This window comes from Stutzerimonas stutzeri, assembly GCF_013522825.1.
GTDB classification, from domain to species: domain Bacteria; phylum Pseudomonadota; class Gammaproteobacteria; order Pseudomonadales; family Pseudomonadaceae; genus Stutzerimonas; species Stutzerimonas stutzeri_AK.
Genome location: NZ_JAAMQZ010000027.1, coordinates 1 through 22460 on the forward strand (window position 1 = coordinate 1; position 22460 = coordinate 22460).

Below are 22460 nucleotides of genomic sequence, written 5' to 3' on the forward strand. Positions count from 1 at the left end.
CTGAGTCAGCTGCCGGTAATGCGTAGTCATCTGCGCTTGAATCCTTCGGTGTGAGAGCCTGGATTCTACCGGTGGCTGGCTCTCTGCCTCTCGTTTCAAGCGTTGCGCTTATTCTATGAATTCAGGACTGGTTGGATCATGTGATCGATGGCAAATCAGCGACCAAAGCAATCCGTTTGCTCTTTGCTCCCAATGTAGGAGCGATTCCCGAAAGCGATAGCCGAAGGGAACGGACGATCAAACAAAAACAACACGTCCGAAATACCAATAACAACAAAGCACGCAACATCTTTTAAAGGGGAGCTTCGGCTCCCCTTGTGCTTTCCAGCTCCTGGTCGAATTTTGACACCTCCCCACGCTTCGTTCACCATCCCTGCTCCCGGTGCTAGAATTCACGCCAGTTTCGTGCTTGTTTTCTAAGGTCTGTACGAAAAGTGTCCGAGCGAAGGTCAGGCGAGGCAAAAATTGGTGAGGAAGCGGAGTGTACGAGCTGTACATGAGCATTCCGAACCGATTTTTAACGAAGCATCACCGAGCGCAGGTACTTTTCGTACAGAGCCTGGTCACCCGTCCTTTCGCCACACAGTGCCTCCCATGCTGAAAAAGCTGTTCCAGTCTTTTCGTTCTCCCCTGCGCCGCTTTCCGCGCCCTCGACACACACCTGAAATTCTGTCCGGCAGGCAGCATTCACTGCACAGCGAGGACATCAGCCGACACGCCGTCAGCGTCGTCGAGCGGCTCCAGCAGGCCGGCTATCAGGCTTATGTGGTGGGCGGCTGCGTGCGCGACCTGCTGCTACAGCTGTCGCCCAAGGACTATGACGTGGCCACCAGCGCCACACCCGAGCAGGTTCGGGCCGAATTCCGCAATGCACGCATCATCGGTCGGCGCTTCAAGCTGGTGCATGTGCACTACGGTCGCGAGATCATCGAAGTCGCCACGTTCCGCGCCAATCATCCCGAAGCCGATGACGAGGAAGATGCCAGCCATCTGGCCTCACGCAACGAAAGCGGGCGCATACTGCGTGATAACGTTTATGGAACGCTGGAAGACGATGCCCAGCGTCGCGACTTCACCATCAACGCGCTGTATTACGACCCGACCACCGAACGCATTCTCGACCATACCCACGGCGTCCATGATATCCGCAACCGGCTGATCCGCCTGATCGGCGACCCGGAGCAGCGCTACCTGGAAGATCCGGTGCGCATGCTGCGGGCAGTCCGCTTCGCCGCCAAGCTGGATTTCGAGATCGAGAAACACAGCGCCGACCCCATCGCCGAACTGGCCGACATGCTCTGTGACGTGCCTTCGGCACGGCTGTTCGATGAAATCCTCAAGCTGTTCCTGGGCGGCAAAGCCTTGCGCACCTTCGAACTGCTCTTGGAGTACGACCTGTTCGCCCCGCTGTTCCCCGCCAGCGCCGAAGCGCTTGAGGACAACCCGGAATACGCCGGCACGCTGATTCGCAACGCCCTGACCAATACCGACCAGCGCATTGCCCAGGGCAAGCCGGTCACGCCGGCCTTTCTGTTTGCCGCACTGCTCTGGCCAGCGCTGCCGGCGCGTGTACTGCAAGCGCAAGAGCGCGGCCTGCCGCCGATACCGGCAATGCAGGAAGCGGCCCACGACCTCGTCTGGGAACAATGCCAGCGCACCGCCATTCCCAAGCGCTTCACCCTGCCGATGCGCGAAATCTGGGACATGCAGGAACGCCTGCCGCGTCGCCAGGGGCGCCGCGCCGACCAGTTGCTGGACAACCCGCGTTTCCGCGCCGGTTACGACTTCCTGCTGTTGCGCGAAAGTGCCGGCGAGCAGACCAATGGCCTTGGCGACTGGTGGACCGAGTATCAGGAAGTCAGCGACAGCGAGCGCCGCAACATGATTCGCGACCTCAGCAAGCGGGACGATGACGGCAGTGCGCCACGCAAGCGCCGACGCAGCGGCGGACGACGCAAACGCGGGCCGGCCGAAGGCACGCCGACCGCTAACGAATGATGGAGCGCGTCTATATAGGCCTCGGCAGCAATCTCGCCGAACCGGGGGAGCAGTTGCGCTGCGCGCTCATGGCGCTGGATGCCCTGCCCGACTGCCATCTCGCCGCCGTTTCCTCCCTGTATGCCAGCGACCCGCTCGGCCCGGCGGACCAACCACGCTACAACAATGCCGTCGCGGCGCTGGATACCCGCCTGTCGCCCCTGCAACTGCTCGACGCGCTGCAGGCCATCGAGCAGGCTCAGGGCCGTGAGCGCAAGGCCGAACGCTGGGGGCCGCGTACGCTGGACCTGGACATCCTGTTGTTCGGTGAACGCTTGCTCGACGAACCCAGGCTGACCGTTCCGCATTATCACCTGCACGCCAGAGCCTTCGTGCTCTACCCGCTGGCCGAGATCGCCCCGCCAGACCTGCAACTGCCCGATGGCCGCCTGCTGGCCGAACTGCTTGCGGCCTGCCCTTTCGAGGGGATCGAGCGACTGGATGCCCTTCTGGTATCAACAGGCCGTTGAAAACGTAGGCGAGGCAGGCAAGACAAGGCAAAAACAGCCGAAGAAGCGGAGTTTAGGTGTTCTAAATGAGCATGACTCACTTCGTTCGCCCTTCGGGCCGCGCTGAAGCGCGTTAGCCGCAAGCGGCTTTCTGAGGCTGTTTTTAACGACGTATTGCCAACGCAGGTAGTTTTTCAACGGTCTGTTGCCAGGTAACAGGCGTAACGCCTCCGGTAACACTCACGATTGACTTGGCACGCCGCCATCGAGACTATAAGCGCCCTCTGCCGGCACGCGCCTATTTGACGCAGCAACGCGGCTCGCGATGAACCCTAGGAGGACGGCATTCATGCCTGACGTAACCCTGACCACCCTGCAAGGCCTCAAACAGAAAGGCGAAAAGATCGTCATGCTTACCTGCTATGACGCCACGTTCGCCAAGACCGCCAGCGAAGCCGGGGTCGAAATGCTGCTGATCGGCGACTCCCTGGGCATGGTCCTGCAAGGGCATGACAGCACGCTGCCCGTCTCCGTCGAAGAGATGGCCTACCACACCGCCTGCGTCAAACGCGGCAACCGTGGCGCGATGATCGTCGCCGACCTGCCGTTCATGGCCAATGCCACCACCGAGCAGACGCTGAACAACTCGGCCACGCTGATGAAGGCCGGCGCGCACATGATCAAGGTCGAGGGCGCGGCCTGGCTGGCCGAATCCATCCGGTTGCTGGCCGAGCGCGGCATTCCTGTCTGCGCCCACATGGGCCTCACGCCACAGGCGGTGAATATCTTCGGCGGCTACAAGGTTCAGGGCCGCCAGGAAGCCCAGGCGCAGCAGATGATCGCCGACGCACAAGCCCTGGAAGCCGCTGGCGCAGCCCTGTTGCTGCTCGAATGCGTGCCCAGCGAACTGGCCGCACGTATCACCCAGGCCGTCGACATACCCGTCATCGGTATCGGCGCCGGCAGCGACACCGACGGCCAGGTGCTGGTCCTGCATGACATGCTGGGCCTGTCGCTCAGCGGGCGCGCACCGAAGTTCGTGAAGAACTTCATGGCCGAGCATGGCGACATCGCCAAGGCCATCGCAGCCTATGCGGCAGCCGTCAAGGCCGTGGAATTCCCCGCAGCCGAACACGGGTTCTCCGCATGAACGTTGTCAGAACGGTCGCCGACCTGCGCGCGGCGATCAACCGCGCGCGCGGCGAAGGCAAGCGTATCGGCTTCGTGCCGACCATGGGCAACCTGCACGACGGCCATATCGCGCTGATCAGAAAGGCCGGGCAGCGGGCGGATTTCGTCGTCGCCAGCATCTTCGTCAACCCGCTGCAGTTCGGCCCGAACGAAGACCTGGCCAGCTACCCGCGCACCCTCGCCGCCGACCAGGACAAGCTGTTCGAGGCCGGTTGCCACCTGCTGTTCACACCCAATGTGGAAGAGATGTATCCCAGCGGCCAGGCCCTGCAGACCATCGTCAGCGTTCCCGGCGTTTCCGAAGGGCTCTGTGGCGGCAGCCGTCCAGGTCACTTCGACGGCGTCTCGACGGTCGTCAGCAAGCTGTTCAACATGGTGCAGCCTGATCTTGCGGTATTCGGTGAAAAGGACTTCCAGCAACTGGCAGTGATCCGCACCATGGTGCGCGACCTGAACATGCCGGTGCAGATCATCGGCGAGCCCATCGTGCGTGCCGAAGACGGCCTGGCACTGTCCTCGCGCAATGGCTACCTCAGCCCGGAAGAACGCGCCAGCGCTCCGGCGCTGTACCGCACCCTGCACCAGATGGCTGACGCCCTGCGCAACGGCGAGCAGGATTATGCCGCGCTGCTGCTCAAGGGCCGGGAAGCCCTGCAGGCCGCCGGCCTGCGCCCTGACTATCTGGAGATTCGCAGCGCCACCGACCTGCAACCCGCCACCACCGGGACACGCGAGCGGGTCATCCTCGCGGCGGCCTTTCTCGGCAAGACCCGCCTGATCGACAACCTGCAGGTCGATATCGGCCCACCCGTGCAGTAAAGCCCTGCCGCAACCAGGGATATCCCACGAACCCTCGGCCTTGATCACACCCCAGGGTTCGGGCACACTCTGCGCCGCTTGCGCACCCGGAGGACCCCCGCCATGCACGCCATCATGCTCAAGGCCAAACTGCACCGCGCCCAGGTGACCCACTCGGTACTGGATTACGAAGGTTCCTGCGCCATCGACGGCGACTGGCTGGACCTGGCCGGCATCCGCGAATACGAACAGATCCAGATCTACAACGTCGACAACGGCGAGCGCTTCACCACCTACGCCATTCGTGGCGAGGAAGGCTCGAAGATCATTTCCGTCAACGGCGCGGCAGCGCACAAGGCGGGTGTCGGCCATCGACTGATCATCTGTGCCTACGCCCACTACAGCGAAGCCGAACTGGCCAGCTTCAAGCCGCACGTCCTTTATATGGGCGCCGATGGCGATCTCAGCCATACCAGCAACGCCATTCCGGTTCAGGTTGCCTGAGGCGTCAGCCGAAAGTTCGAAGCCCGCAACGCTCAGCGCGTCGCGGGCTTTTTATTGTTTCGGGGTTTCGCTCGACAAGTGAATCTGCAATGGTTTCGCTGTTGTGCCCGGTGGCAGCGAAGCGGCAAAGTTGTTTCGGAACGCAGCGCGATTTTTCCAGTCAGACCAGTCTGCGACGCCGGATGTGTCGCCGCCGCTTCGACTGTCCCGGAGCGGTCCGCACCTACAGGATTCAGGAAGAATGCCCGTGCACCCGCATGATCGAGCGCCCCTCGGGGACGACCCTGTCACTGCCGGCGCACGCAACCGCAACCGTGCAGACAGTCCGCCACGCAAAGGAAGCCGCACCCCATGAGCTACTACCAGCACCCTCTCGACGCCACTGCCCTGCCCTCCTGGAAGGCCCTGGAAGACCATCGCCTGGCCATGCAGCACTTCAGCATGCGCGAGGCGTTCAAGGCCGATCCGACACGCTTCGAGGACCTCTCGGCTTCCTGCTGCGGCCTGTTTCTCGACTACTCGAAGAACCTGATCACGCCCGAAACCCGCGCACTGCTGGTCAACCTCGCACGCGAGGCTGGCGTCGAGCAGGCGGCGCGCGCCATGTTCGAGGGCGAGCGGATCAATGCCTCGGAGGGGCGCCCAGCGCTGCACACCGCACTGCGCCGCCCGATGGGTGACAGCGTGATGGTCGACGGGCAGAACATCATGCGCGAAGTGCACACGGCCCTTGCGCAGATGACCGATTTCGTCACGCGCATCCACAATAATCTCTGGCGCGGCTTCAGCGACAAGACCATCACCGACGTGGTGAACATCGGCATCGGCGGCTCCTTCCTCGGTCCGCAGCTGGTCTCCGAGGCGCTGCTGCCCTTCACCCAGCACGGCGTGCGCACGCATTACCTGGCCAATATCGATGGCAGCGAATTCCGCGAAGTGACCGCCAAGCTGAACGTCGAAACCACCCTGTTCATCATTTCCAGCAAGACCTTCAGCACCCTGGAAACCCTGAAGAACGCCCAGGCCGCACGCAACTGGTATCTGGGCAAGGGTGGCACTGAAGAGAAGCTCTATCGCCACTTCATCGCGGTGACCAGCAACCGCCAGGCCGCTGTCGAGTTCGGCATTCAAGAGAAGAACATTTTCCCCATGTGGGACTGGGTCGGCGGGCGCTATTCCCTGTGGTCGGCCATCGGCCTGCCTATTGCCCTGGCCATCGGCATGTCCAACTTCAAGGACCTGCTCTCCGGTGCCTACAGCATGGACCAGCATTTCCTCAACGAACCCTTCGAGCGCAACATGCCGGTGCTGCTGGCCATGCTCGGCGTCTGGTATCACAACTTCTGGGGTGCGCAGAGCTATGCCTTCCTGCCCTACGACCATTACCTGCGCAACTTCGTCAAACACCTGCAGCAGATGGACATGGAGTCCAACGGCAAGAGCGTGCGTCAGGACGGCAGCGCGGTTGCCTGCGGCACCGGACCGGTGATCTGGGGCGGCGTCGGCGCCAACGGCCAGCACGCCTATCACCAGTTGCTGCACCAGGGCACACCGCTGATCCCGGCGGACTTCATCGTCCCGGTGGTCAGCCACAATCCGGTGTCCGACCACCATGAATGGCTCTATGCCAACTGCCTGTCGCAGAGCCAGGCGCTGATGCTCGGCAAGACCCGTGAAGAAGCCGAAGCCGAATTGCGCGCCAGGGGGCTGGGCGAAGCCGAGATCGAGCGACTGGCGCCGCACAAGGTCATTCCTGGCAACCGACCGAGCAATACCGTGGTGATGGAGACCATCAGCCCCGGTCGTCTCGGCGCGCTGATCGCCCTCTACGAGCACAAGGTATTCGTGCAGGGCGTGATCTGGGGGATCAACTCCTTCGACCAGTGGGGCGTCGAACTCGGCAAGGATCTGGGCAAGACCGTTTATGGCCAGATGACCCGCTTCGACGCGCCACCCGCCGAGGACGCCTCGACCCAGGGCCTGATCGACTTCTTCCGCAGCCGTCATCGCGGCTGAGCCTGTGCGCCGCAACCGGATGGCGCGGCGCTCGCTGTCCGGTTCCTTGCTCCACGCAACGCAGAGGGTTCAGGTAACATTCGCCCTCTTCCGCCACCGCCGCCGTCCGCCATGGAATTTCTCCGCCGTCATATCGAAACCCAGGTACTGAGTCTCACCGGCCTGGCCATCGGCGGTGTGGACTATGAAAACCCGCCGGGCGATCCAGGCCTGTTCGGCCCGGACTCGGTGTGCTGGAAGGTGCATGGCGATTTCACCTCGATGCTGATCGGCGGCATCTCGGCTCTGCTGCTGCAGGCGCTGCATCCGCTGGCGCTGGCCGGTGTCTGGGACCACTCGAACTTCCGCCAGGACCTGCTGGGACGCCTGCGCCGTACCGGGCAGTTCATCTCGGCCACCACCTTCGGCAGCCATGCCGATGCCGAGCGCCTGATCAAGCGGGTCCGCGCGATACACCTGAACGTCAACGGCCATGCAGCGGACGGTCGCCCCTATGCCGCCAGCGACCCGGAGCTGCTGACCTGGGTTCACGTGGCCGAAGTCAGCAGCTTTCTCAAGGCGCACCTGCACTACCTGAACCCATCCCTGCCCGGCAGCGAGCAGGACCGCTACTACGCCGAAGTCGCACGGATCGCCGAAGCCCTCGGCGCTCGCGACGTACCACGCTCCAGAGAGCAGATCGCACGCTATCTCGACACGATACGACCACAATTGCAGTGCGATGAACGCTCACGGGAAGTTCTGCGCATCCTGTTCAACGCACCGGCACCCAGCGCACTGGCCAGGCCCTTCGGCGCCCTGATGATGCAGGCCGGCGTCGAGCTGCTGCCGGACTGGGCCGGCGATATGCTCGGGCTGCAGCAAGGCCCACGCCAGCGCCAGGCGATACGCTTCGGCGTCAGGAGCACCGCGCCGCTGCTGCGCTGGGCGGTTCGCAATGGCTCCGTACATCGCGCCAGACGCCGCATGGGCCTGCCGATTCGCTAGAGCCCTCTTTATCCTGCGCCACACACCTGAAGCCGGCTCCCATGCCATACTCCAAAGCAGTCAATCGCCTGGAATCAACGTCGCATGCCCAACGGAATGAAGCGAGCGCTCATCGGCCTGATGACCGCACTGACCTGCTATTGCCTGATCGGCTTTCTGATCCTGCCGGGTGTAGCCCAGCGGATCGTCAACCAGCAACTGATCCAGTACGCCACGGTCCCGGCGCGCCTGGAGCGGATCGAATTCAATCCCTTCACGCTCGAACTGACGCTGTTCAACCTGCATCTGGGCGAAGAAGGTCAGCAGCAGCTCGGGTTCGAACGGCTCTATCTGGATCTCGAATGGAGCAGCCTGTGGCGCCGCGAGCTGCAGATCGCCGACCTCGAACTGGTCCGTCTGCAGACCCAGGTGCTGTTCGACGAGCAGGGTGTACTCAACCTGAGCCAGCTCTTCAACCTGCCGCCGAGCAGCGAAGAACAGGCTGAAGAGGCCGATCAGGAGCCTTTTGCCCTGAGCATCGGTCGACTGCAACTGGTGGAGGGCTCGATTCGATTCGCCGATCAGCGTCCCGCCGAGCCCATCGATTTCCTGCTCGACTCGCTCAACTTCGAGCTGCTCAACTTCGCCACCCGCTCGGATGAGTCCGCCGAGGCGGTTCTGGTCGCCAGCGGCCCCAGCGGCGCGCGCGTGGACTGGACAGGGCAGCTCAGCCTCTCGCCCGTGGCCTCATCCGGTCAGCTGAAGATCAGCAACCTGCAGCTGAAGGATTTCTGGGCCTACGCCCAGGACGCCCTCCCCTTGCGGCTCGTCGAGGGCCGGGCCAGTTTCGCCAGTGATTACCGGCTCGACCTTGGCGAAGGCACCGAACTGCAACTGAGCGATCTGAGCCTGCAGCTTTCGCCCTTCCAGCTCGACACGCCGGATGGCCAGCCGCTGCTGCGCCTGGAGCAGCTCGATATCAGCCAGACCTCGGTGGACCTGGCCGGACAGCAGGTCGTCATCGGCGCGCTGCGCAGCCAGAAACTCGAAACCTGGGCGGCCCGCGAAGCCGACGGCGAACTGAACTGGCAGAAGCTGCTCGCCAGCGCCAATAGCGAAGAGAGTGCAGCCGAAAGCCCCGCCGCAGCGGATGATGCCGACACGACGCCAAGCTGGCAGGTGCTCTTGCAGAGCGCGCAACTGCGCGACTATCAGCTGCACTTGAGCGACCGAGTGCCGGAACAGGAAGTCGCTCTGGAACTCGGTCCGCTGAATCTCGACCTGTCCGATTTCGACAGCCGGGGCACCTCGCCTTTCACCATTGAACTCGACACCGGCATCGGCAACCGGGGCTCGCTACAGGCACAGGGACAGCTGCAGCTGACGCCACTGACGGGCACGCTGGCCATCGACAGCCAGGACATCGACCTGCGCATCGCCCAGGCCTACCTGACGCCTTTCGTGCATCTGGAACTGCGCAGCGGCTTTCTCGCCAGCCAGCTGAAGCTCGAACTGCTCGAAGCCGAACCGCTGGCCTTCAACCTGGGCGGAGCGGTCGAGATCACCCAGCTGCATACGCTGGACACCATCAAGAACCGCGACTTCCTCAAATGGCAGCGGCTGCAGCTCAAGGGCCTGGATTACCGCCACCCGCAGCAATTGCAGATGCAAAGCATCGATCTGGCGCAGCCCTACACCCGCTTCATCATCAACCCCGACCTCACCACCAATATCAACGACCTACTGGTGGACAAGCCTTCACCAGATGCCACTGCACCCGAGGCAACGGAGCAGGAAGCGCTGGCCATCCGCATCGGCGGCATCAATATCGCCGAGGGTTCGGCCAACTTCTCCGACCTCAGCCTGCGCCCGCCCTTCATCACCGCCGTGCAGGAGCTCAATGGCGCGGTCGGCACGCTGGACAATCGCCAGCAGCAACCGGCTTCGGTGGACGTCACAGGCAAGGTCGATCGCTATGCGCCGGTCAGCATCAAGGGCACGCTCACCCCCTTCGACCCGCTGCAGAGCCTGGATATCGCCACCAGTTTCAAACAGGTCGAACTGACCACGCTGTCGCCCTACTCCAGCAAATTCGCCGGTTATCGCATCCAGAAGGGCCGCATGGACCTGGACCTGCACTATCGCATCCAGCAAGGGCAGCTCAACGCCGACAACAAGGTCGTGCTGCAACAGCTGCAGCTCGGCGAACAGGTCGACAGCCCCGAAGCGGTCGATCTGCCCGTTCGGCTGGCCGTGGCGCTGCTCAAGGACAGCAAGGGCACCATCTCCCTCGAACTGCCGGTACAGGGCGACCTCAACAACCCGCAGTTCGACGTCATGCCCATCGTCTGGCAAACGCTGCGCAACCTGATCACCCGTGCCGTCCAGGCACCCTTCAAGTTTCTTGCCGGGCTGGTGGATGGAGACCAGGTCGACCTCAGCCAGGTACTGTTCGCCCCCGGCAGCAGCGAACTCGACCCGCAGGCACGCGGCAACCTGGACACCCTGGCCCGTGCGCTGAACGAACGTCCGGTGCTGCGCCTTGAAATCGAAGGTCAGAGTTCGCCGCAGGCAGACGGCCCCTTGCTCGCCGAACAGTGGCTGCAGCGCGAATACCAGCAGACCCTGTACAGCATGCTGCAGCGGCGCGGCGACAAGGTGCCAGCCGATGCGGCGCAACTGGACGTCAGCGAAGAGGACAAGGCGGCCTTGCTCGAAGGCATCTACCGTAGCCGCCTGAAGCAGCAGCCGCCCGAGGCATGGAAAGAACTCGACGATGCACAGCGCCGGCAGAACATGCATGACGCGGTGATCGCCAGCCGTGCGGACAGTACCGCGCTGCTGCGCAGCCTGAGTCGTGCCCGTGCCAACGCGATCAAGGATTACCTGGTCGATCAGGCTGGCCTTGATGCCTCACGGGCCTACCTGCTCGATACAGGCACCAGCGAAACCGCAGAGAACGGGCAGGTCCCGACCTCTCTGCATCTGGGAAGCGAATGATATGCGCACGGCTTTTCATCTCCTGCTACTCGGCCTGATGGGCGCCAGCCCGATGTCACAGGCCGACACCCTGCGCTGCGGCAGCCAACTGGTCAGCACCGGCGACCGGACTTTCGAGGTGGAACGCAAGTGCGGCCCCCCTATGCAACGCGACCTTGTCGGCTATACCCTCGGCCCGCATGCCAGGCAGGAAATGATCATCGAGGAGTGGCTCTATGGCCCCACCAACGGCAAGCTCAGTATCCTGACCTTTGAAGGCAATCGCCTGATACGCATCGAATCGCGCCGCGCCCGCTGAACCAGGATTAAGTGAACATGCCTCTCTTGCTACCCCTTACCGTACTGCTACTCACAGCTATCGGTACCGCCCAGGCTTCTTCCACCTATCGCTGCGGCAGTGCCCTGGTCAGCCTGGATGCCTCTACGGCTGAAGTCAGAACAAAATGCGGCGAGCCCACCAGCGCAGCGCAGGTAGGCTTCAAGGACATCATTGACAGGTATGGGTATCACCAGGAAGTACAGGTCGAAGAGTGGACCTATGGTCCTACCCATGGCATGTACCATTTCCTGCGTTTCGAGGGGAACCGCCTGCGGCGTATAGACAGCGAACGGGGCCGCTGAAATCGGATAGCCCTGACAGCCCTGCTGGCGAGGCATCCATGCCTGTCGCCAGAGGCGTGTCAATCAATCAGCGCAGCGGATCAGTCAGCCGCTTTCAGGCCGTCTGCCGAAACGTCCCGCACACCCTTGATGCCTTTGGCCTTGTTGATGGCCACTTCACGCTCGGCCTCGGTGGCCACGGTACCGGACAGCGAAACAACGCCGTCCTTGGTTTCCACTTCGATATCCATACCGGGTGTGGCATCGTCGGCCAGCAAGGTTGATTTCACCTTGGTGGTAATCCAGGTATCAGAAACGGCGTCACCGGCCTTTTCCACGCGGTCATTGGTGGCCAGCATCAGCGTATCGGTCTTCTGCGTCGCTGGGGTGACATCGGCAAATGCAACACCTGCCACGGGCAGGCTCAGGGCGGCGGCAATGGCGGTAGCTGTAAGAGACTTCTGGATTGTATTCATAGTGGCACTCCTGTTCTTTAAATGACTGCGGTATCACTCCGACCGCAGGTCCACAGGAGATATCGCAAGCGGCATGCCAGTTTTTGCCACTTTTCAAAGCCCTATAAATCAACAACTTAGCTATATGCAGTAGCTTAACGCCACTAGCACACTGCATGTTTTGCCTCAGCAGGGCGTGCAAGTTGCAACAACCGGCGCCAGCAGAAAAACAAACGCCCCGAACAGTCGGGGCGTTTGTTCAAGCCGCAGACCTGAAGCGTTCAGGCCCTGCGAAGTGCTTGTCTCACATCAGGCCAATCAGGCTTCGGAAGCCTTCGCCGCCGCTACATCCTTGATCGACAGCTTGATGCGACCGCGGTTGTCCACGTCCAGCACCAACACTTCGACTTCCTGGCCTTCCTTGAGAATATCGGTGACTTTCTCCACGCGCTGATCACTCAGCATCGAGATGTGCACCAGACCATCCTTGCCCGGCAGGATGTTGACGAAGGCGCCGAAATCGACGATGCGCTCCACCTTGCCAACGTAGATCTTGCCGATCTCGGCTTCTGCGGTGATGCCCAGCACGCGCTGACGGGCAGCCTCGGCCGCTTCCTTGGTTTCGCCGAAGATCTTGATCGAACCGTCGTCCTCGATATCGATGGACGCCTTGGTCTCTTCACAGATACCACGGATGGTCGCGCCACCCTTGCCGATGACGTCGCGGATCTTGTCCTGGTCGATCTTCATCGCAATCATGGTCGGTGCGTTGGCCGACAGCTCGGTACGCGACTGAGCAATGACCTGGTTCATCTGACCGAGAATGTTCAGGCGCGCTTCCAGTGCCTGGCCCAGCGCGATTTCCATGATCTCTTCGGTAATGCCCTGGATCTTGATGTCCATCTGCAGCGCGGTGACGCCCTTGGCGGTACCGGCCACTTTGAAGTCCATGTCGCCCAGGTGATCTTCGTCGCCGAGGATGTCGGTCAGTACGGCGAATTTCTCGCCTTCCTTGACCAGGCCCATGGCGATACCGGCCACCGGCGCCTTCATCGGCACACCGGCGTCCATCAGGGCCAGGGAAGCGCCGCAGACCGAAGCCATGGAGCTGGAACCGTTGGATTCGGTGATTTCCGACACCACGCGAATGGTGTACGGGAACTCGTCGGCGCTCGGCAGCATGGCGGCCACGGAGCGGCGGGCCAGACGACCGTGACCGATTTCGCGGCGGCCAGTGGCGCCCATGCGACCACACTCGCCCACCGAATACGGCGGGAAGTTGTAGTGCAGCATGAAGGGGTCTTTCTTCTCGCCTTCCAGGGTGTCGAGCAACTGTGCGTCACGCGCGGTACCGAGGGTAGCGACCACCAGCGCCTGGGTTTCGCCACGGGTGAACAGGGCCGAGCCGTGGGTCTTGTCGAGCACGCCGACTTCGATGTTCAGGCCACGTACGGTGCGGGTATCGCGACCGTCGATACGCGGCTTGCCGTTGACGATGTTCTCGCGCACGGTGCGGTATTCGATTTCGCCGAAGGCTTCCTTCACTTCGCCGGCGGAAGGCTGACCTTCTTCGCCGGAGAAGCGGGCGACGACCTGCTCGCGCAGCTCGCCCAGGCGCGCATAGCGGTCCTGCTTGATGATGATGGTGTAAGCCTGGGAAATCGCTTCGCCGAACTCGCTGCGAATCGCATTGAGCAACTCGGTGCTTTCCGCTTTCGGCTGCCAGTCCCAGGTCGGCTTCGCGGCTTCAGCTGCCAGCTCGGTCACAGCCTGGATCACAGCCTGGAATTCGTCGTGGGCGAACAGCACGGCGCCCAGCATCTGGTCTTCGGTCAGTTCCTTGGCCTCGGACTCGACCATCAGTACGGCGTCCTTGGTGCCGGCCACGACCATGTCCAGGCTGGAGGCCTTGAGCTGCTCGTAGGTCGGGTTCAGCAGGTAGCCGGTTTCCGGGTGGAAGGCTACGCGTGCGGCACCGATAGGACCATTGAACGGAATGCCGGAAATGGCCAGCGCAGCAGAGGTACCGATCATCGCAGCGATATCCGGATCGGTCTTCTTGCTGGTGGAAATCACGGTGCAGATGACCTGCACTTCGTTCTGGAAACCTTCCGGGAACAGCGGGCGGATCGGGCGGTCGATCAGGCGCGAAGTTAGGGTTTCCTTCTCGGAGGGACGTGCCTCGCGCTTGAAGAAACCGCCGGGGATCTTGCCAGCCGCGTAGGTTTTTTCCTGATAGTGCACGGACAGCGGGAAAAAGCCTTTGCTCGGATCAGCCGTCTTCGCGCCAGTGACGGCGACCAGTACAGCGACATCATCGTCAACGGTGACCAGCACAGCGCCGGAGGCTTGACGGGCGATACGACCCGTCTCGAGGGTTACGGTCGACTCACCGAACTGAAATTTCTTGATTACCGGGTTCACGGTGTTTTCCTTCTCTGTGTTGCCTTTGGGGGAAATTGGCGGAAAGCACGGGAGTCGGACCCAGCACTTTCTACGAAAAGCCTGAAGCTGAAAGCCGAAAGCTGGAAGCAGGAACGACGTCCTGCTTCCAGCTTCCGGCTTCTAGCTTCCAGCTCGCTACGTCTTAACGACGCAGACCCAGACGACCGATCAGGGTGCTGTAACGAGTAGTGTCCTTGCCCTTCAGGTAATCCAGCAGCTTACGACGCTGGTTGACCATACGGATCAGGCCACGACGCGAGTGGTGGTCCTTGCCGTTGGCCTTGAAGTGACCTTGCAGCTTGTTGATGTTGGCGGTCAGCAGGGCAACCTGCACTTCCGGGCTACCGGTATCGCCTTCAGCTTGCTTGTACTCGTTAACGATCTGGGCTTTTTCTTCAACGCTAAGTGCCATGATGGGCTCCTTACAGTGAACAGGCCGGGAAAGTCCCGTGTTTTAAAAGAGGGCTGACCGTGCCTGCCAACAGCCATCCTCGTGATGCAACGCGCCATCAGGCGCAGTGCATATCGGTCATTCCGACCGAATCAGTCGACGCGGCGCAATGCGCCCGTCATCGCTCATTTCACCGATACCGATAAAGCGTCCGGTATGATCCTGCACCCGCATCATGCCGAACTGCGGGGCCTGCGGTGCGCGCACCGGCTGCCCGTGCAGCCAGTAAAATGCGCTGTGCTCCGAAAGCTGCACCAGCGGCCAGTGCTCCAACCCGCTGTCGACCGGCAGGAGAAAGGTATCGAGCGCCTCTGCTCCACCATTGGCATGAGCCTGTTCCAGCGCTTCGAGCGTGACCGTCCGGGACAGATCGAAGGGGCCTGCCTGGGTTCGCCGCAGCTCCGCCACGTGTGCCCCGCAGCCCAGTTCATACCCGATATCCTCGACCAGCGTGCGGATATAGGTGCCTTTGCTGCACGACACCGCAAGTCTCGCCCGATCAGCGTCCAGCGACAGCAGATCCAGGCGTGCAATGGTAACAGAACGCGGCTCGCGCTCCACTACCTCTCCGGCGCGCGCCAGCTTGTAAAGTGGCTGGCCGTCACGCTTGAGCGCCGAGTACATCGGTGGAATCTGCTGAAGATCACCGCGAAACTGCGGCAGTATGGCTTCGAGCTGAGCCTGGCTGATATTGACCGGCTTGCGCTCGATAACCTCGCCCTCGGCATCTGCCGTAGTGGTGGTCACACCGAGCTGGGCGACCGTCTCGTAGGCCTTGTCGGCATCGAGCAGGTACTGGGAAAACTTGGTGGCCTCACCGAAGCACAGGGGCAGCACCCCGGTGGCCAGCGGGTCGAGGCTGCCGGTGTGCCCGGCCTTCTCGGCATTGAGCAGCCAGCGAACCTTCTGCAGCGCCGCGTTGGAAGTGAACCCGCGCGGCTTGTCGAGAAGAATGATGCCGCTGACTGCGCGGCGAATGCGTTTTACCTGTGCCACGCCTTAGCCCCCATCGCTGTGCTTGCGGTCTTCTGCGACCGCCCGCTCGATCAGCGACGTCAACTCGACTCCGCGACGAACACTGGCGTCATAGCTGAAATGCAGCTGCGGCACCGTGCGCAGCTTCATCGCCTTGCCCAGCTGCATGCGCAGGAAGCCGCCCGCATCGTTGAGTATCCGCAGATTGCTCTTGACCGCATCCTCGTCATCGTCCTTGCCCATGATGGTGATGAACACCTTGGCATGGGAAAGATCACGACTGACCTCGACGGCGGTGATGGTCACCAGACCGAGACGCGGGTCCTTGATTTCACGCTGGATCAAGGATGCCAGCTCGCGCTGCATCTGGTCGCCTATGCGCTGGGTACGACTGAATTCTTTGGCCATATAAGCTGCCTCAAGCTTCAAGCGCTAAGCTTCAAGCTAAAAAATACCAAAAAGCCAAACGGCAAGCTCAATCGGTGGACCAGGCCACTTCTTGAAACTTGCCGCTTGTAGCTTGCTGCTCGGATTACAGCGACCGCGCCACTTCGACTTTTTCGAAGACTTCGATCTTGTCGCCAGCCTTCACATCGTTGTAGCTCTTCACCGCGATACCGCACTCCATGCCGGCACGCACTTCGGCCACGTCATCCTTGAAGCGACGCAGCGATTCCAGCTCGCCTTCGAAGATGACCACGTCGTCGCGCAACACGCGGATCGGACGGTTGCGGTGCACCATGCCCTCGAGGACCATGCAGCCGGCGACGGCGCCGAACTTCGGCGAACGGAACACGTCACGAACCTCAGCGATACCGAGAATATTCTCGCGGACATCACTGCCGAGCATGCCGGTCAGGGCTTTCTTGACGTCCTCGATGATGTCGTAGATCACGTTGTAGTAACGCAGATCCAGACCTTCCTGCTCGACGATCTTGCGCGCGCCCGCATCGGCCCGCACGTTGAAGCCGAACAGCACCGCGTTGGACGCCAGCGCCAGGTTGGCATCGCTCTCGGTGATACCACCGACACCGCCACCGATGACGCGCACCTGCACTTCATCGTTGCCCAGGCCGCTCAGCGAGCCCTGCAGCGCTTCGAGGGAACCACGGACATCGGATTTGAGGACGATATTGAGCGTCTTCTTCTCTTCCTGCCCCATGTTCTCGAAGATATTTTCCAGCTTGCCGGCATGGGCGCGGGCGAGTTTGACTTCACGGAACTTGCCCTGACGGAACAGCGCCACTTCACGCGCCTTCTTCTCGTCGCTCAGCACGCTGAGCTCGTCGCCGGCTTCAGGCGTACCGTCCAGACCGAGAATCTCCACAGGAATCGACGGACCGGCTTCCTTGATGCTGTTGCCGTTCTCGTCGAGCATCGCACGGATGCGTCCATAGGTGGAGCCGACCAGCGCCATGTCGCCCTGACGCAGCGTGCCTTCCTGAACCAGAACGGTCGCGACCGGGCCACGACCCTTGTCCAGACGCGACTCGACCACCACGCCACGGCCAGGCGCCGAAGGCGTGGCTGTGAGCTCCAGCAGCTCGGCCTGCAGCAGTACCGCTTCGAGCAGCTCGTCGACACCGGTGCCCACCTTCGCCGATACCGGCACGAATGGGGTATCGCCGCCCCAATCCTCGGGGATCACATCCAGCGCGGCCAGGCCGTTCTTGATGTTGTCCGGGTTGGCGTCCGGCTTGTCGATCTTGTTCACCGCAACCACGATCGGCACACCAGCGGCCTTCGCATGCTGGACGGCTTCCTGGGTCTGAGGCATCACACCATCGTCGGCGGCAACCACCAGGATCACGATATCGGTCGCCTTGGCACCACGGGCACGCATTGCGGTAAAGGCCGCGTGACCGGGGGTATCGAGGAAAGTGACCATTCCGCGCTCGGTTTCCACATGGTAGGCACCGATATGCTGGGTGATTCCGCCAGCTTCGCCGGTAGCGACCTTGGCGCGACGAATATAGTCGAGCAGCGAGGTCTTGCCGTGGTCGACGTGACCCATCACCGTCACCACTGGTGCACGTGTGATGGCTTCGCCTTCGAACCTCAGCAGTTCCGCGAGTTGCTCTTCCAGGGCGTTATCGCTGACCAGGCGGACCTTGTGGCCCAGTTCTTCGGCGATCAGCTGGGCAGTTTCCTGATCCAGCACCTGGTTGATGGTCACCGGAGTACCCATCTTGAACATGAACTTGATGACTTCCGCAGCCTTGACCGACATCTGCTGCGCCAGATCGGCGACCGAGATGGTCTCGCCAATGGCCACGTCGCGAACGATAGGGCCGCTCGGGCTCTGGAAGCCGTGCGCATTGCGCTTCTTCAGCTTGGATTTGCCACGACCGCCACGACGGAAGCCGTCGGCATCGTCATCGCCGCTACGCACGGTACGCGACAATGGCGCCTTGGACTTGGGCGCAGGACGTTGCTGAGCCTGCTTGCGATCACGACGTTCGTCGTCATCGCTGCGTGCCTTCTCGGTACGACGAGGCTCTTCCTTCTTGCGCTCATCAACCGGCGCTACGGGCTCGACCGGAGTCTCCTGGGAAGGAGCCGGAGCAACAACCGGCGAACCGACACGCGCCTCCACTTCAGCCTGCGCCTTGCGCCGCGCCTCTTCCTCGGCACGCTGACGCGCTTCCTCTTCGCTCTTCAGGCGCGCGGCTTCTTCAGCGGCACGCTGCTCTTCCAGCTCGCGCTGCTTCTCGGCCTCGATCTCGTCCGGGGTGCGCTTGACGAAGGTTTTCTTCTTGCGAACCTCGACACTGATGGTCTTGCTGCCACCCACCTTCAGTTTGGTCGTGGTCTTGCGCTGCAAGGTAATCTTGCGCGGCTCATCCACCTTGGCGCCGTGGCTGCTCTTGAGGTGCGCCAACAGGGCCTGCTTTTCGTTATCGGTCACTACTTGCTCGGCGCTGGTGTGCGGCAGTCCTGCCTCACGCATCTGCTGCAGCAGTCGCTCGACCGGTGTGTCGACCACCTGGGCCAGTTCTTTCACCGTGACTTGCGTCATGCATCTCTCTCCTCAGGCCGCTAATTACTTACTCGAACCAATGGGCTCGGGCGGCCATGATCAGCTTGCCGGCACGTTCTTCATCGATGCCGTCTATGTCGAGCAGGTCGTCAATCGACTGCTCGGCCAGGTCTTCACGGGTGATGACACCCCGCACGGCCAACTCGACCGCCAGTTCCTTGTCCATGCCTTCCAGCGCGAGCAAGTCCTCGGCCGGCTGAGCATCTGCCAGTTTTTCTTCCGTCGCGATCGCCTTGGTCAGCAGGCGATCCTTGGCACGGGTCCGTAGCTCATTGACGATGTCTTCGTCGAAGCCTTCAATACCGAGCATTTCCTCCATGGGGACGTAGGCAACTTCTTCGAGGGAAGTGAAACCCTCCTCGACCAGTACTTGCGCCAGCTCTTCATCGACATCCAGCTCTTCAATGAAATTGCGCAGAATGTCGCCGGTTTCTTCCTGCTGCTTGGCCTGGATGTCGTCCTCGGTCATCACATTCAGCGTCCAGCCGGTCAGCTGGCTGGCCAGACGCACGTTCTGGCCGCCGCGACCGATGGCCTGGGCCAGATTGTCTTCGCCGACGGCGATGTCCATGGCGTGGGCATCTTCATCGACGATGATGGCAGCGACTTCTGCGGGCGCCATCGCATTGATGACGAACTGGGCCGGGTTCTCGTCCCACAGGACGATATCGACGCGCTCGCCACCGATTTCACCCGAAACCGCCTGCACACGCGAACCGCGCATACCGATGCAGGCACCTTGCGGGTCGATGCGCTTGTCCTTGGAGCGAACCGCGATCTTGGCCCGCGAACCAGGGTCACGCGAGGCGCCCATCACCTCGATCAGCTCCTCGGCGATTTCCGGCACTTCGATGCGGAACAGCTCGATCAGCATCTGCGGCGCGGTACGCGAAAGAATCAATTGCGGACCGCGGTTCTCGGTGCGGATCTCCTTGAGCAACGCACGCACACGGGCGCCGACGCGGAAGGTTTCGCGGGCGATGATGTCCTCGCGCGCCAGCAGCGCCTCGGCATTGTTGCCCAGATCGACGATGACGCTGTCGCGCGTCACCTTCTTCACCGTGCCGGAAATGATCTCGCCCAGGCGATCGCGATAGGCCTCGACAACCTGCGCACGCTCGGCTTCGCGCACTTTCTGCACGATGACCTGCTTGGCGGTCTGGGCGGCGATACGACCGAACTCGATGGACTCGACCTTGACTTCGAGCACGTCGCCAACCTTGGCGTTGGCTTCGCGAGCCTGCTCCATATCGGTCGTCAACTGATGCGCCGGATCGTCGAAGTCTTCTTCCTCGACGACCGTCCAGCGACGGAACGTTTCGTAACTGCCGTTCTGTCGATTGATTTCCACACGCAGGTCAACTTCATCTTCGAAGCGCTTCTTGGTAGCCGTGGCCAAAGCCAGCTCCAGCGCCTCGAAAATCACACCGGCCGGTACGCCTTTTTCATTGGATACCGACTCCACAACCAGCAGTACTTCTTTGCTCATCGTACGCCTCGCCTTTCGCAATCCATTGGGGTCCGCGGGAACCGCGTTTCACTCAAAACGGGGAACAATATTGGTCTTGTCGATCATGTCGATCGGCAACAGATACTCGTGATCATCAACCAGCACCACCACATCCTGCTCTTCCACCCCGCGGAGAAGACCCTGGAAATTGCGCCTGCCCTCGAAGGGCGAGCGCAGCTTTATTTTTACCTGTTCGCCCACATTCGCGACGTACTGTTCAAGCGTGAACAGTGGCCGATCCATCCCGGGCGAAGACACTTCAAGGGTGTAATCGCTGCTGATGGGATCTTCGACGTCGAGGACACCACTGAGTTGACGACTGACCTTTTCGCAGTCGTCGATAAGAATCCCGTTGGCATGATCGATATAGACCCTCAACAGGGAATGTCTACCCTGCGAAAGGAATTCGATCCCCCAGCACTGATAGCCAAGCGCCTCGACCACCGGGGCCAGCAAGGCGTGCAACTGTTCTAGCTTGCTCGACATCGAAGTCCCTCGCGCATGCTGTACAAATGAAAAATGGGCGAAACGCCCATCCCTATTGATCGCCTGTAGATGCCGGCGACCTGGCTAGAAGCTAATAAAAAGCCCCTCTGTAGGGGCCTTTATCAACTGGTTGCGGGGGCTGGATTTGAACCAACGACCTTCGGGTTATGAGCCCGACGAGCTACCAGACTGCTCCACCCCGCGACAAACTGGGCACGAATTATACGATCGCACCACTCACAGGTCAACCAAAACGCAGAAACAAGAAAGCCCGCATCTGCGGGCCTGCTTGTTTGGTACCGAGGAGGGGACTCGAACCCCTACAGCCTATGGCCACTACCACCTCAAGGTAGCGTGTCTACCAATTCCACCACCTCGGCAAAAACCCTTGCTACTGCCCTTCCCCTACCTCAGGAACATCGCCAGTAGCGCCTGCGGACGGAGCGGACTCCAGAACAGGCACATCTTCAACAGCCGGCTTGCTGACTGGAATCTCCAGAACCGCCGGATCCGGCAAGCCCGCCCGGGACAGCTGACCCGCCTGCTGCGTTGCGAAGTACGCCAACCCCAGACTTGTCACGAAAAAAACGCCGGCGAGTATAGCAGTAAAACGACTAAGAAAGGTAGTAGAACCTTGGCTTCCGAAGACGGTTGCCGAAGCACCCGAACCGAACGAAGCGCCAGCATCCGCACCCTTGCCCTGCTGCAGCAGCACCAGCACAACCAAAGCAAGGGCAACCAGCAGATGCACCACGATCACAACAGTCTGCAACATCTGATCAGTTCCCTGCGGCACGACAGATCGCACCGAAATCATTCGCTTTCAGAGAGGCGCCACCGATAAGCCCCCCATCGATATCCGCCATTCCAAAAAGCTCGGCGGCATTTTCCGCCTTTACACTGCCGCCATACAGAATACGCACGCCATCGGCGATACGCCTATCCTCACGCGACAGCTGCTCACGAATGGCAGCATGTATTTCCTGCGCCTGCTCCGGCGTTGCCGTCAATCCGGAACCAATCGCCCAGACCGGCTCATACGCCACAACCGCCCTCTCGAAAGAGGCAATTCCGGCAGTCGCCAGCACACAGGCCAATTGACGCCCGACCACATCCAGCGTCTGCCCTGCCTGACGCTGCTCCAGCGTTTCGCCAAGGCACAGCACCGGCGTCATTCCGCACGCCAATGCCGCTTCGAACTTCTGGCTCGTCACCTCGTCGCTTTCGCCCAGAATCAGGCGCCGCTCGGAGTGACCAACCAATACCCATCCGCATCCGGCATCGGCCAACTGGGAAGCGGACACTTCACCTGTAAAGGCACCGAAACCGGCGTCTGCCGCACAGTCCTGAGCGCCAACGGCAATCGAACCATCCGCCAACCCGCTCACGACCTGCTCGACATGGACACAGGATGGAAAAACCACGACCTCGACCGCTGCAGGAAACTCCTGCTGGCGGAGCGCTTGGATCAGCTCTGCGACGCTGGCGCGGGTACCGTTCATCTTCCAGTTACCAGCTACCAGGGGGCGACGCATGC

General features: G+C 61.5%; 20 protein-coding genes and 2 tRNA genes. 10 read left to right on the forward strand and 12 right to left on the reverse strand.

All coding sequences use genetic code 11. The annotated features are described in order from the left end of the window. Positions 1-594 precede the first annotated feature (594 nt). The 10 genes from G7020_RS16230 (at position 595) to G7020_RS16275 (ending at position 11582) form a co-directional block, all read left to right on the forward strand. Positions 595-1998, forward strand: a complete 1404-nt coding sequence (locus G7020_RS16230; RefSeq protein ID WP_181086216.1) for a polynucleotide adenylyltransferase PcnB — start codon at positions 595-597, stop codon at positions 1996-1998. Then, positions 1998-2507, forward strand: a complete 510-nt coding sequence (gene folK / locus G7020_RS16235) for a 2-amino-4-hydroxy-6-hydroxymethyldihydropteridine diphosphokinase (protein ID WP_181086281.1) — start codon at positions 1998-2000, stop codon at positions 2505-2507. Before G7020_RS16230 ends, folK begins: the two co-directional genes overlap by 1 nt. Before the next feature lie 328 nt (positions 2508-2835). Further along, complete coding sequence (gene panB / locus G7020_RS16240; RefSeq protein ID WP_181086218.1) at positions 2836-3636, forward strand: 3-methyl-2-oxobutanoate hydroxymethyltransferase; 801 nt, start codon at positions 2836-2838, stop codon at positions 3634-3636. Next, positions 3633-4496 carry a pantoate--beta-alanine ligase gene (panC, locus tag G7020_RS16245; protein ID WP_181086220.1) on the forward strand — a complete coding sequence of 288 codons (864 nt, stop codon included), beginning with the start codon at positions 3633-3635 and terminating at the stop codon, positions 4494-4496. The genes panB and panC overlap by 4 nt, the downstream gene beginning before the upstream one ends. A gap of 102 nt (positions 4497-4598) precedes the next feature. Continuing rightward, positions 4599-4979, forward strand: coding sequence for an aspartate 1-decarboxylase (panD, locus tag G7020_RS16250; protein ID WP_025240609.1), 381 nt, complete (start codon positions 4599-4601; stop codon positions 4977-4979). A gap of 351 nt (positions 4980-5330) precedes the next feature. Then, positions 5331-6995, forward strand: a complete 1665-nt coding sequence (pgi, locus tag G7020_RS16255; protein ID WP_181086222.1) for a glucose-6-phosphate isomerase — start codon at positions 5331-5333, stop codon at positions 6993-6995. Positions 6996-7106: 111 nt separating this feature from the next. Continuing rightward, positions 7107-7982: an oxygenase MpaB family protein gene (locus tag G7020_RS16260; protein ID WP_181086224.1), complete on the forward strand. Its 876-nt coding sequence runs from the start codon at positions 7107-7109 to the stop codon at positions 7980-7982. A gap of 84 nt (positions 7983-8066) precedes the next feature. After that, positions 8067-10961 (forward strand): DUF748 domain-containing protein, encoded by a 2895-nt coding sequence (locus tag G7020_RS16265; protein ID WP_181086226.1) that lies wholly within the window; start codon positions 8067-8069, stop codon positions 10959-10961. A 1-nt stretch (position 10962) separates the two neighbouring features. Beyond that, positions 10963-11259, forward strand: a complete 297-nt coding sequence (locus G7020_RS16270) for a DUF2845 domain-containing protein (protein ID WP_181086228.1) — start codon at positions 10963-10965, stop codon at positions 11257-11259. Positions 11260-11276: 17 nt separating this feature from the next. Beyond that, positions 11277-11582, forward strand: coding sequence for a DUF2845 domain-containing protein (locus G7020_RS16275; RefSeq protein ID WP_181086230.1), 306 nt, complete (start codon positions 11277-11279; stop codon positions 11580-11582). A gap of 80 nt (positions 11583-11662) precedes the next feature. Here G7020_RS16275 and G7020_RS16280 read toward each other — a convergent pair whose 3' ends face one another. The 12 genes from G7020_RS16280 to tpiA all read right to left on the reverse strand — a co-directional run bounded on the left by G7020_RS16280 (position 11663) and on the right by tpiA (position 22458). Continuing rightward, on the reverse strand, positions 11663-12037 hold the full coding sequence (locus tag G7020_RS16280) for a BON domain-containing protein (protein ID WP_181086231.1): 375 nt from the start codon (positions 12035-12037) through the stop codon (positions 11663-11665). A gap of 297 nt (positions 12038-12334) precedes the next feature. Next, complete coding sequence (gene pnp / locus G7020_RS16285; RefSeq protein ID WP_181086233.1) at positions 12335-14440, reverse strand: polyribonucleotide nucleotidyltransferase; 2106 nt, start codon at positions 14438-14440, stop codon at positions 12335-12337. Between the two features lie 163 nt (positions 14441-14603). Further along, entirely contained in the window at positions 14604-14873 is a 270-nt protein-coding gene (rpsO, locus tag G7020_RS16290; RefSeq protein ID WP_003280896.1) for a 30S ribosomal protein S15, read from the reverse strand. A gap of 117 nt (positions 14874-14990) precedes the next feature. Continuing rightward, a complete protein-coding gene (gene truB, locus G7020_RS16295) occupies positions 14991-15908 on the reverse strand; it encodes a tRNA pseudouridine(55) synthase TruB (RefSeq protein WP_181086235.1) in 918 nt (305 codons plus the stop codon). 3 nt (positions 15909-15911) lie between these two features. Beyond that, on the reverse strand, positions 15912-16295 hold the full coding sequence (rbfA, locus tag G7020_RS16300) for a 30S ribosome-binding factor RbfA (protein ID WP_181086237.1): 384 nt from the start codon (positions 16293-16295) through the stop codon (positions 15912-15914). A gap of 124 nt (positions 16296-16419) precedes the next feature. Next, entirely contained in the window at positions 16420-18906 is a 2487-nt protein-coding gene (gene infB, locus G7020_RS16305) for a translation initiation factor IF-2 (RefSeq protein ID WP_181086238.1), read from the reverse strand. A 28-nt stretch (positions 18907-18934) separates the two neighbouring features. Next, entirely contained in the window at positions 18935-20416 is a 1482-nt protein-coding gene (gene nusA / locus G7020_RS16310; RefSeq protein ID WP_181086239.1) for a transcription termination factor NusA, read from the reverse strand. A 48-nt stretch (positions 20417-20464) separates the two neighbouring features. After that, positions 20465-20923, reverse strand: a complete 459-nt coding sequence (gene rimP / locus G7020_RS16315; protein WP_181086240.1) for a ribosome maturation factor RimP — start codon at positions 20921-20923, stop codon at positions 20465-20467. Between the two features lie 127 nt (positions 20924-21050). Then, positions 21051-21127: transfer RNA gene (locus tag G7020_RS16320), tRNA-Met, on the reverse strand. 90 nt (positions 21128-21217) lie between these two features. Continuing rightward, positions 21218-21303 (reverse strand) — tRNA-Leu (locus G7020_RS16325). A gap of 11 nt (positions 21304-21314) precedes the next feature. Then, complete coding sequence (secG, locus tag G7020_RS16330; RefSeq protein ID WP_181086241.1) at positions 21315-21698, reverse strand: preprotein translocase subunit SecG; 384 nt, start codon at positions 21696-21698, stop codon at positions 21315-21317. Positions 21699-21702: 4 nt separating this feature from the next. Then, positions 21703-22458, reverse strand: a complete 756-nt coding sequence (gene tpiA, locus G7020_RS16335; protein ID WP_181086242.1) for a triose-phosphate isomerase — start codon at positions 22456-22458, stop codon at positions 21703-21705. Positions 22459-22460: the final 2 nt, after the last annotated feature.

Excerpts from the sequence above, each read along its gene's own strand:
- G7020_RS16270 (WP_181086228.1), top strand. The coding sequence starts at position 10,963 with ATGCGCACGGCTTTTCATCTCCTGCTACTCGGCCTGATGGGCGCCAGC.
- G7020_RS16280 (WP_181086231.1), bottom strand. The coding sequence starts at position 12,037 with ATGAATACAATCCAGAAGTCTCTTACAGCTACCGCCATTGCCGCCGCC.
- panB (WP_181086218.1), top strand. The coding sequence starts at position 2,836 with ATGCCTGACGTAACCCTGACCACCCTGCAAGGCCTCAAACAGAAAGGC.
- nusA (WP_181086239.1), bottom strand. The coding sequence starts at position 20,416 with ATGAGCAAAGAAGTACTGCTGGTTGTGGAGTCGGTATCCAATGAAAAA.
- secG (WP_181086241.1), bottom strand. The coding sequence starts at position 21,698 with ATGTTGCAGACTGTTGTGATCGTGGTGCATCTGCTGGTTGCCCTTGCT.
- panC (WP_181086220.1), top strand. The coding sequence starts at position 3,633 with ATGAACGTTGTCAGAACGGTCGCCGACCTGCGCGCGGCGATCAACCGC.
- rpsO (WP_003280896.1), bottom strand. The coding sequence starts at position 14,873 with ATGGCACTTAGCGTTGAAGAAAAAGCCCAGATCGTTAACGAGTACAAG.
- G7020_RS16230 (WP_181086216.1), top strand. The coding sequence starts at position 595 with ATGCTGAAAAAGCTGTTCCAGTCTTTTCGTTCTCCCCTGCGCCGCTTT.
- folK (WP_181086281.1), top strand. The coding sequence starts at position 1,998 with ATGGAGCGCGTCTATATAGGCCTCGGCAGCAATCTCGCCGAACCGGGG.
- infB (WP_181086238.1), bottom strand. The coding sequence starts at position 18,906 with ATGACGCAAGTCACGGTGAAAGAACTGGCCCAGGTGGTCGACACACCG.
- G7020_RS16275 (WP_181086230.1), top strand. The coding sequence starts at position 11,277 with ATGCCTCTCTTGCTACCCCTTACCGTACTGCTACTCACAGCTATCGGT.
- rbfA (WP_181086237.1), bottom strand. The coding sequence starts at position 16,295 with ATGGCCAAAGAATTCAGTCGTACCCAGCGCATAGGCGACCAGATGCAG.
- rimP (WP_181086240.1), bottom strand. The coding sequence starts at position 20,923 with ATGTCGAGCAAGCTAGAACAGTTGCACGCCTTGCTGGCCCCGGTGGTC.
- panD (WP_025240609.1), top strand. The coding sequence starts at position 4,599 with ATGCACGCCATCATGCTCAAGGCCAAACTGCACCGCGCCCAGGTGACC.
- G7020_RS16265 (WP_181086226.1), top strand. The coding sequence starts at position 8,067 with ATGCCCAACGGAATGAAGCGAGCGCTCATCGGCCTGATGACCGCACTG.
- G7020_RS16260 (WP_181086224.1), top strand. The coding sequence starts at position 7,107 with ATGGAATTTCTCCGCCGTCATATCGAAACCCAGGTACTGAGTCTCACC.
- pgi (WP_181086222.1), top strand. The coding sequence starts at position 5,331 with ATGAGCTACTACCAGCACCCTCTCGACGCCACTGCCCTGCCCTCCTGG.
- tpiA (WP_181086242.1), bottom strand. The coding sequence starts at position 22,458 with ATGCGTCGCCCCCTGGTAGCTGGTAACTGGAAGATGAACGGTACCCGC.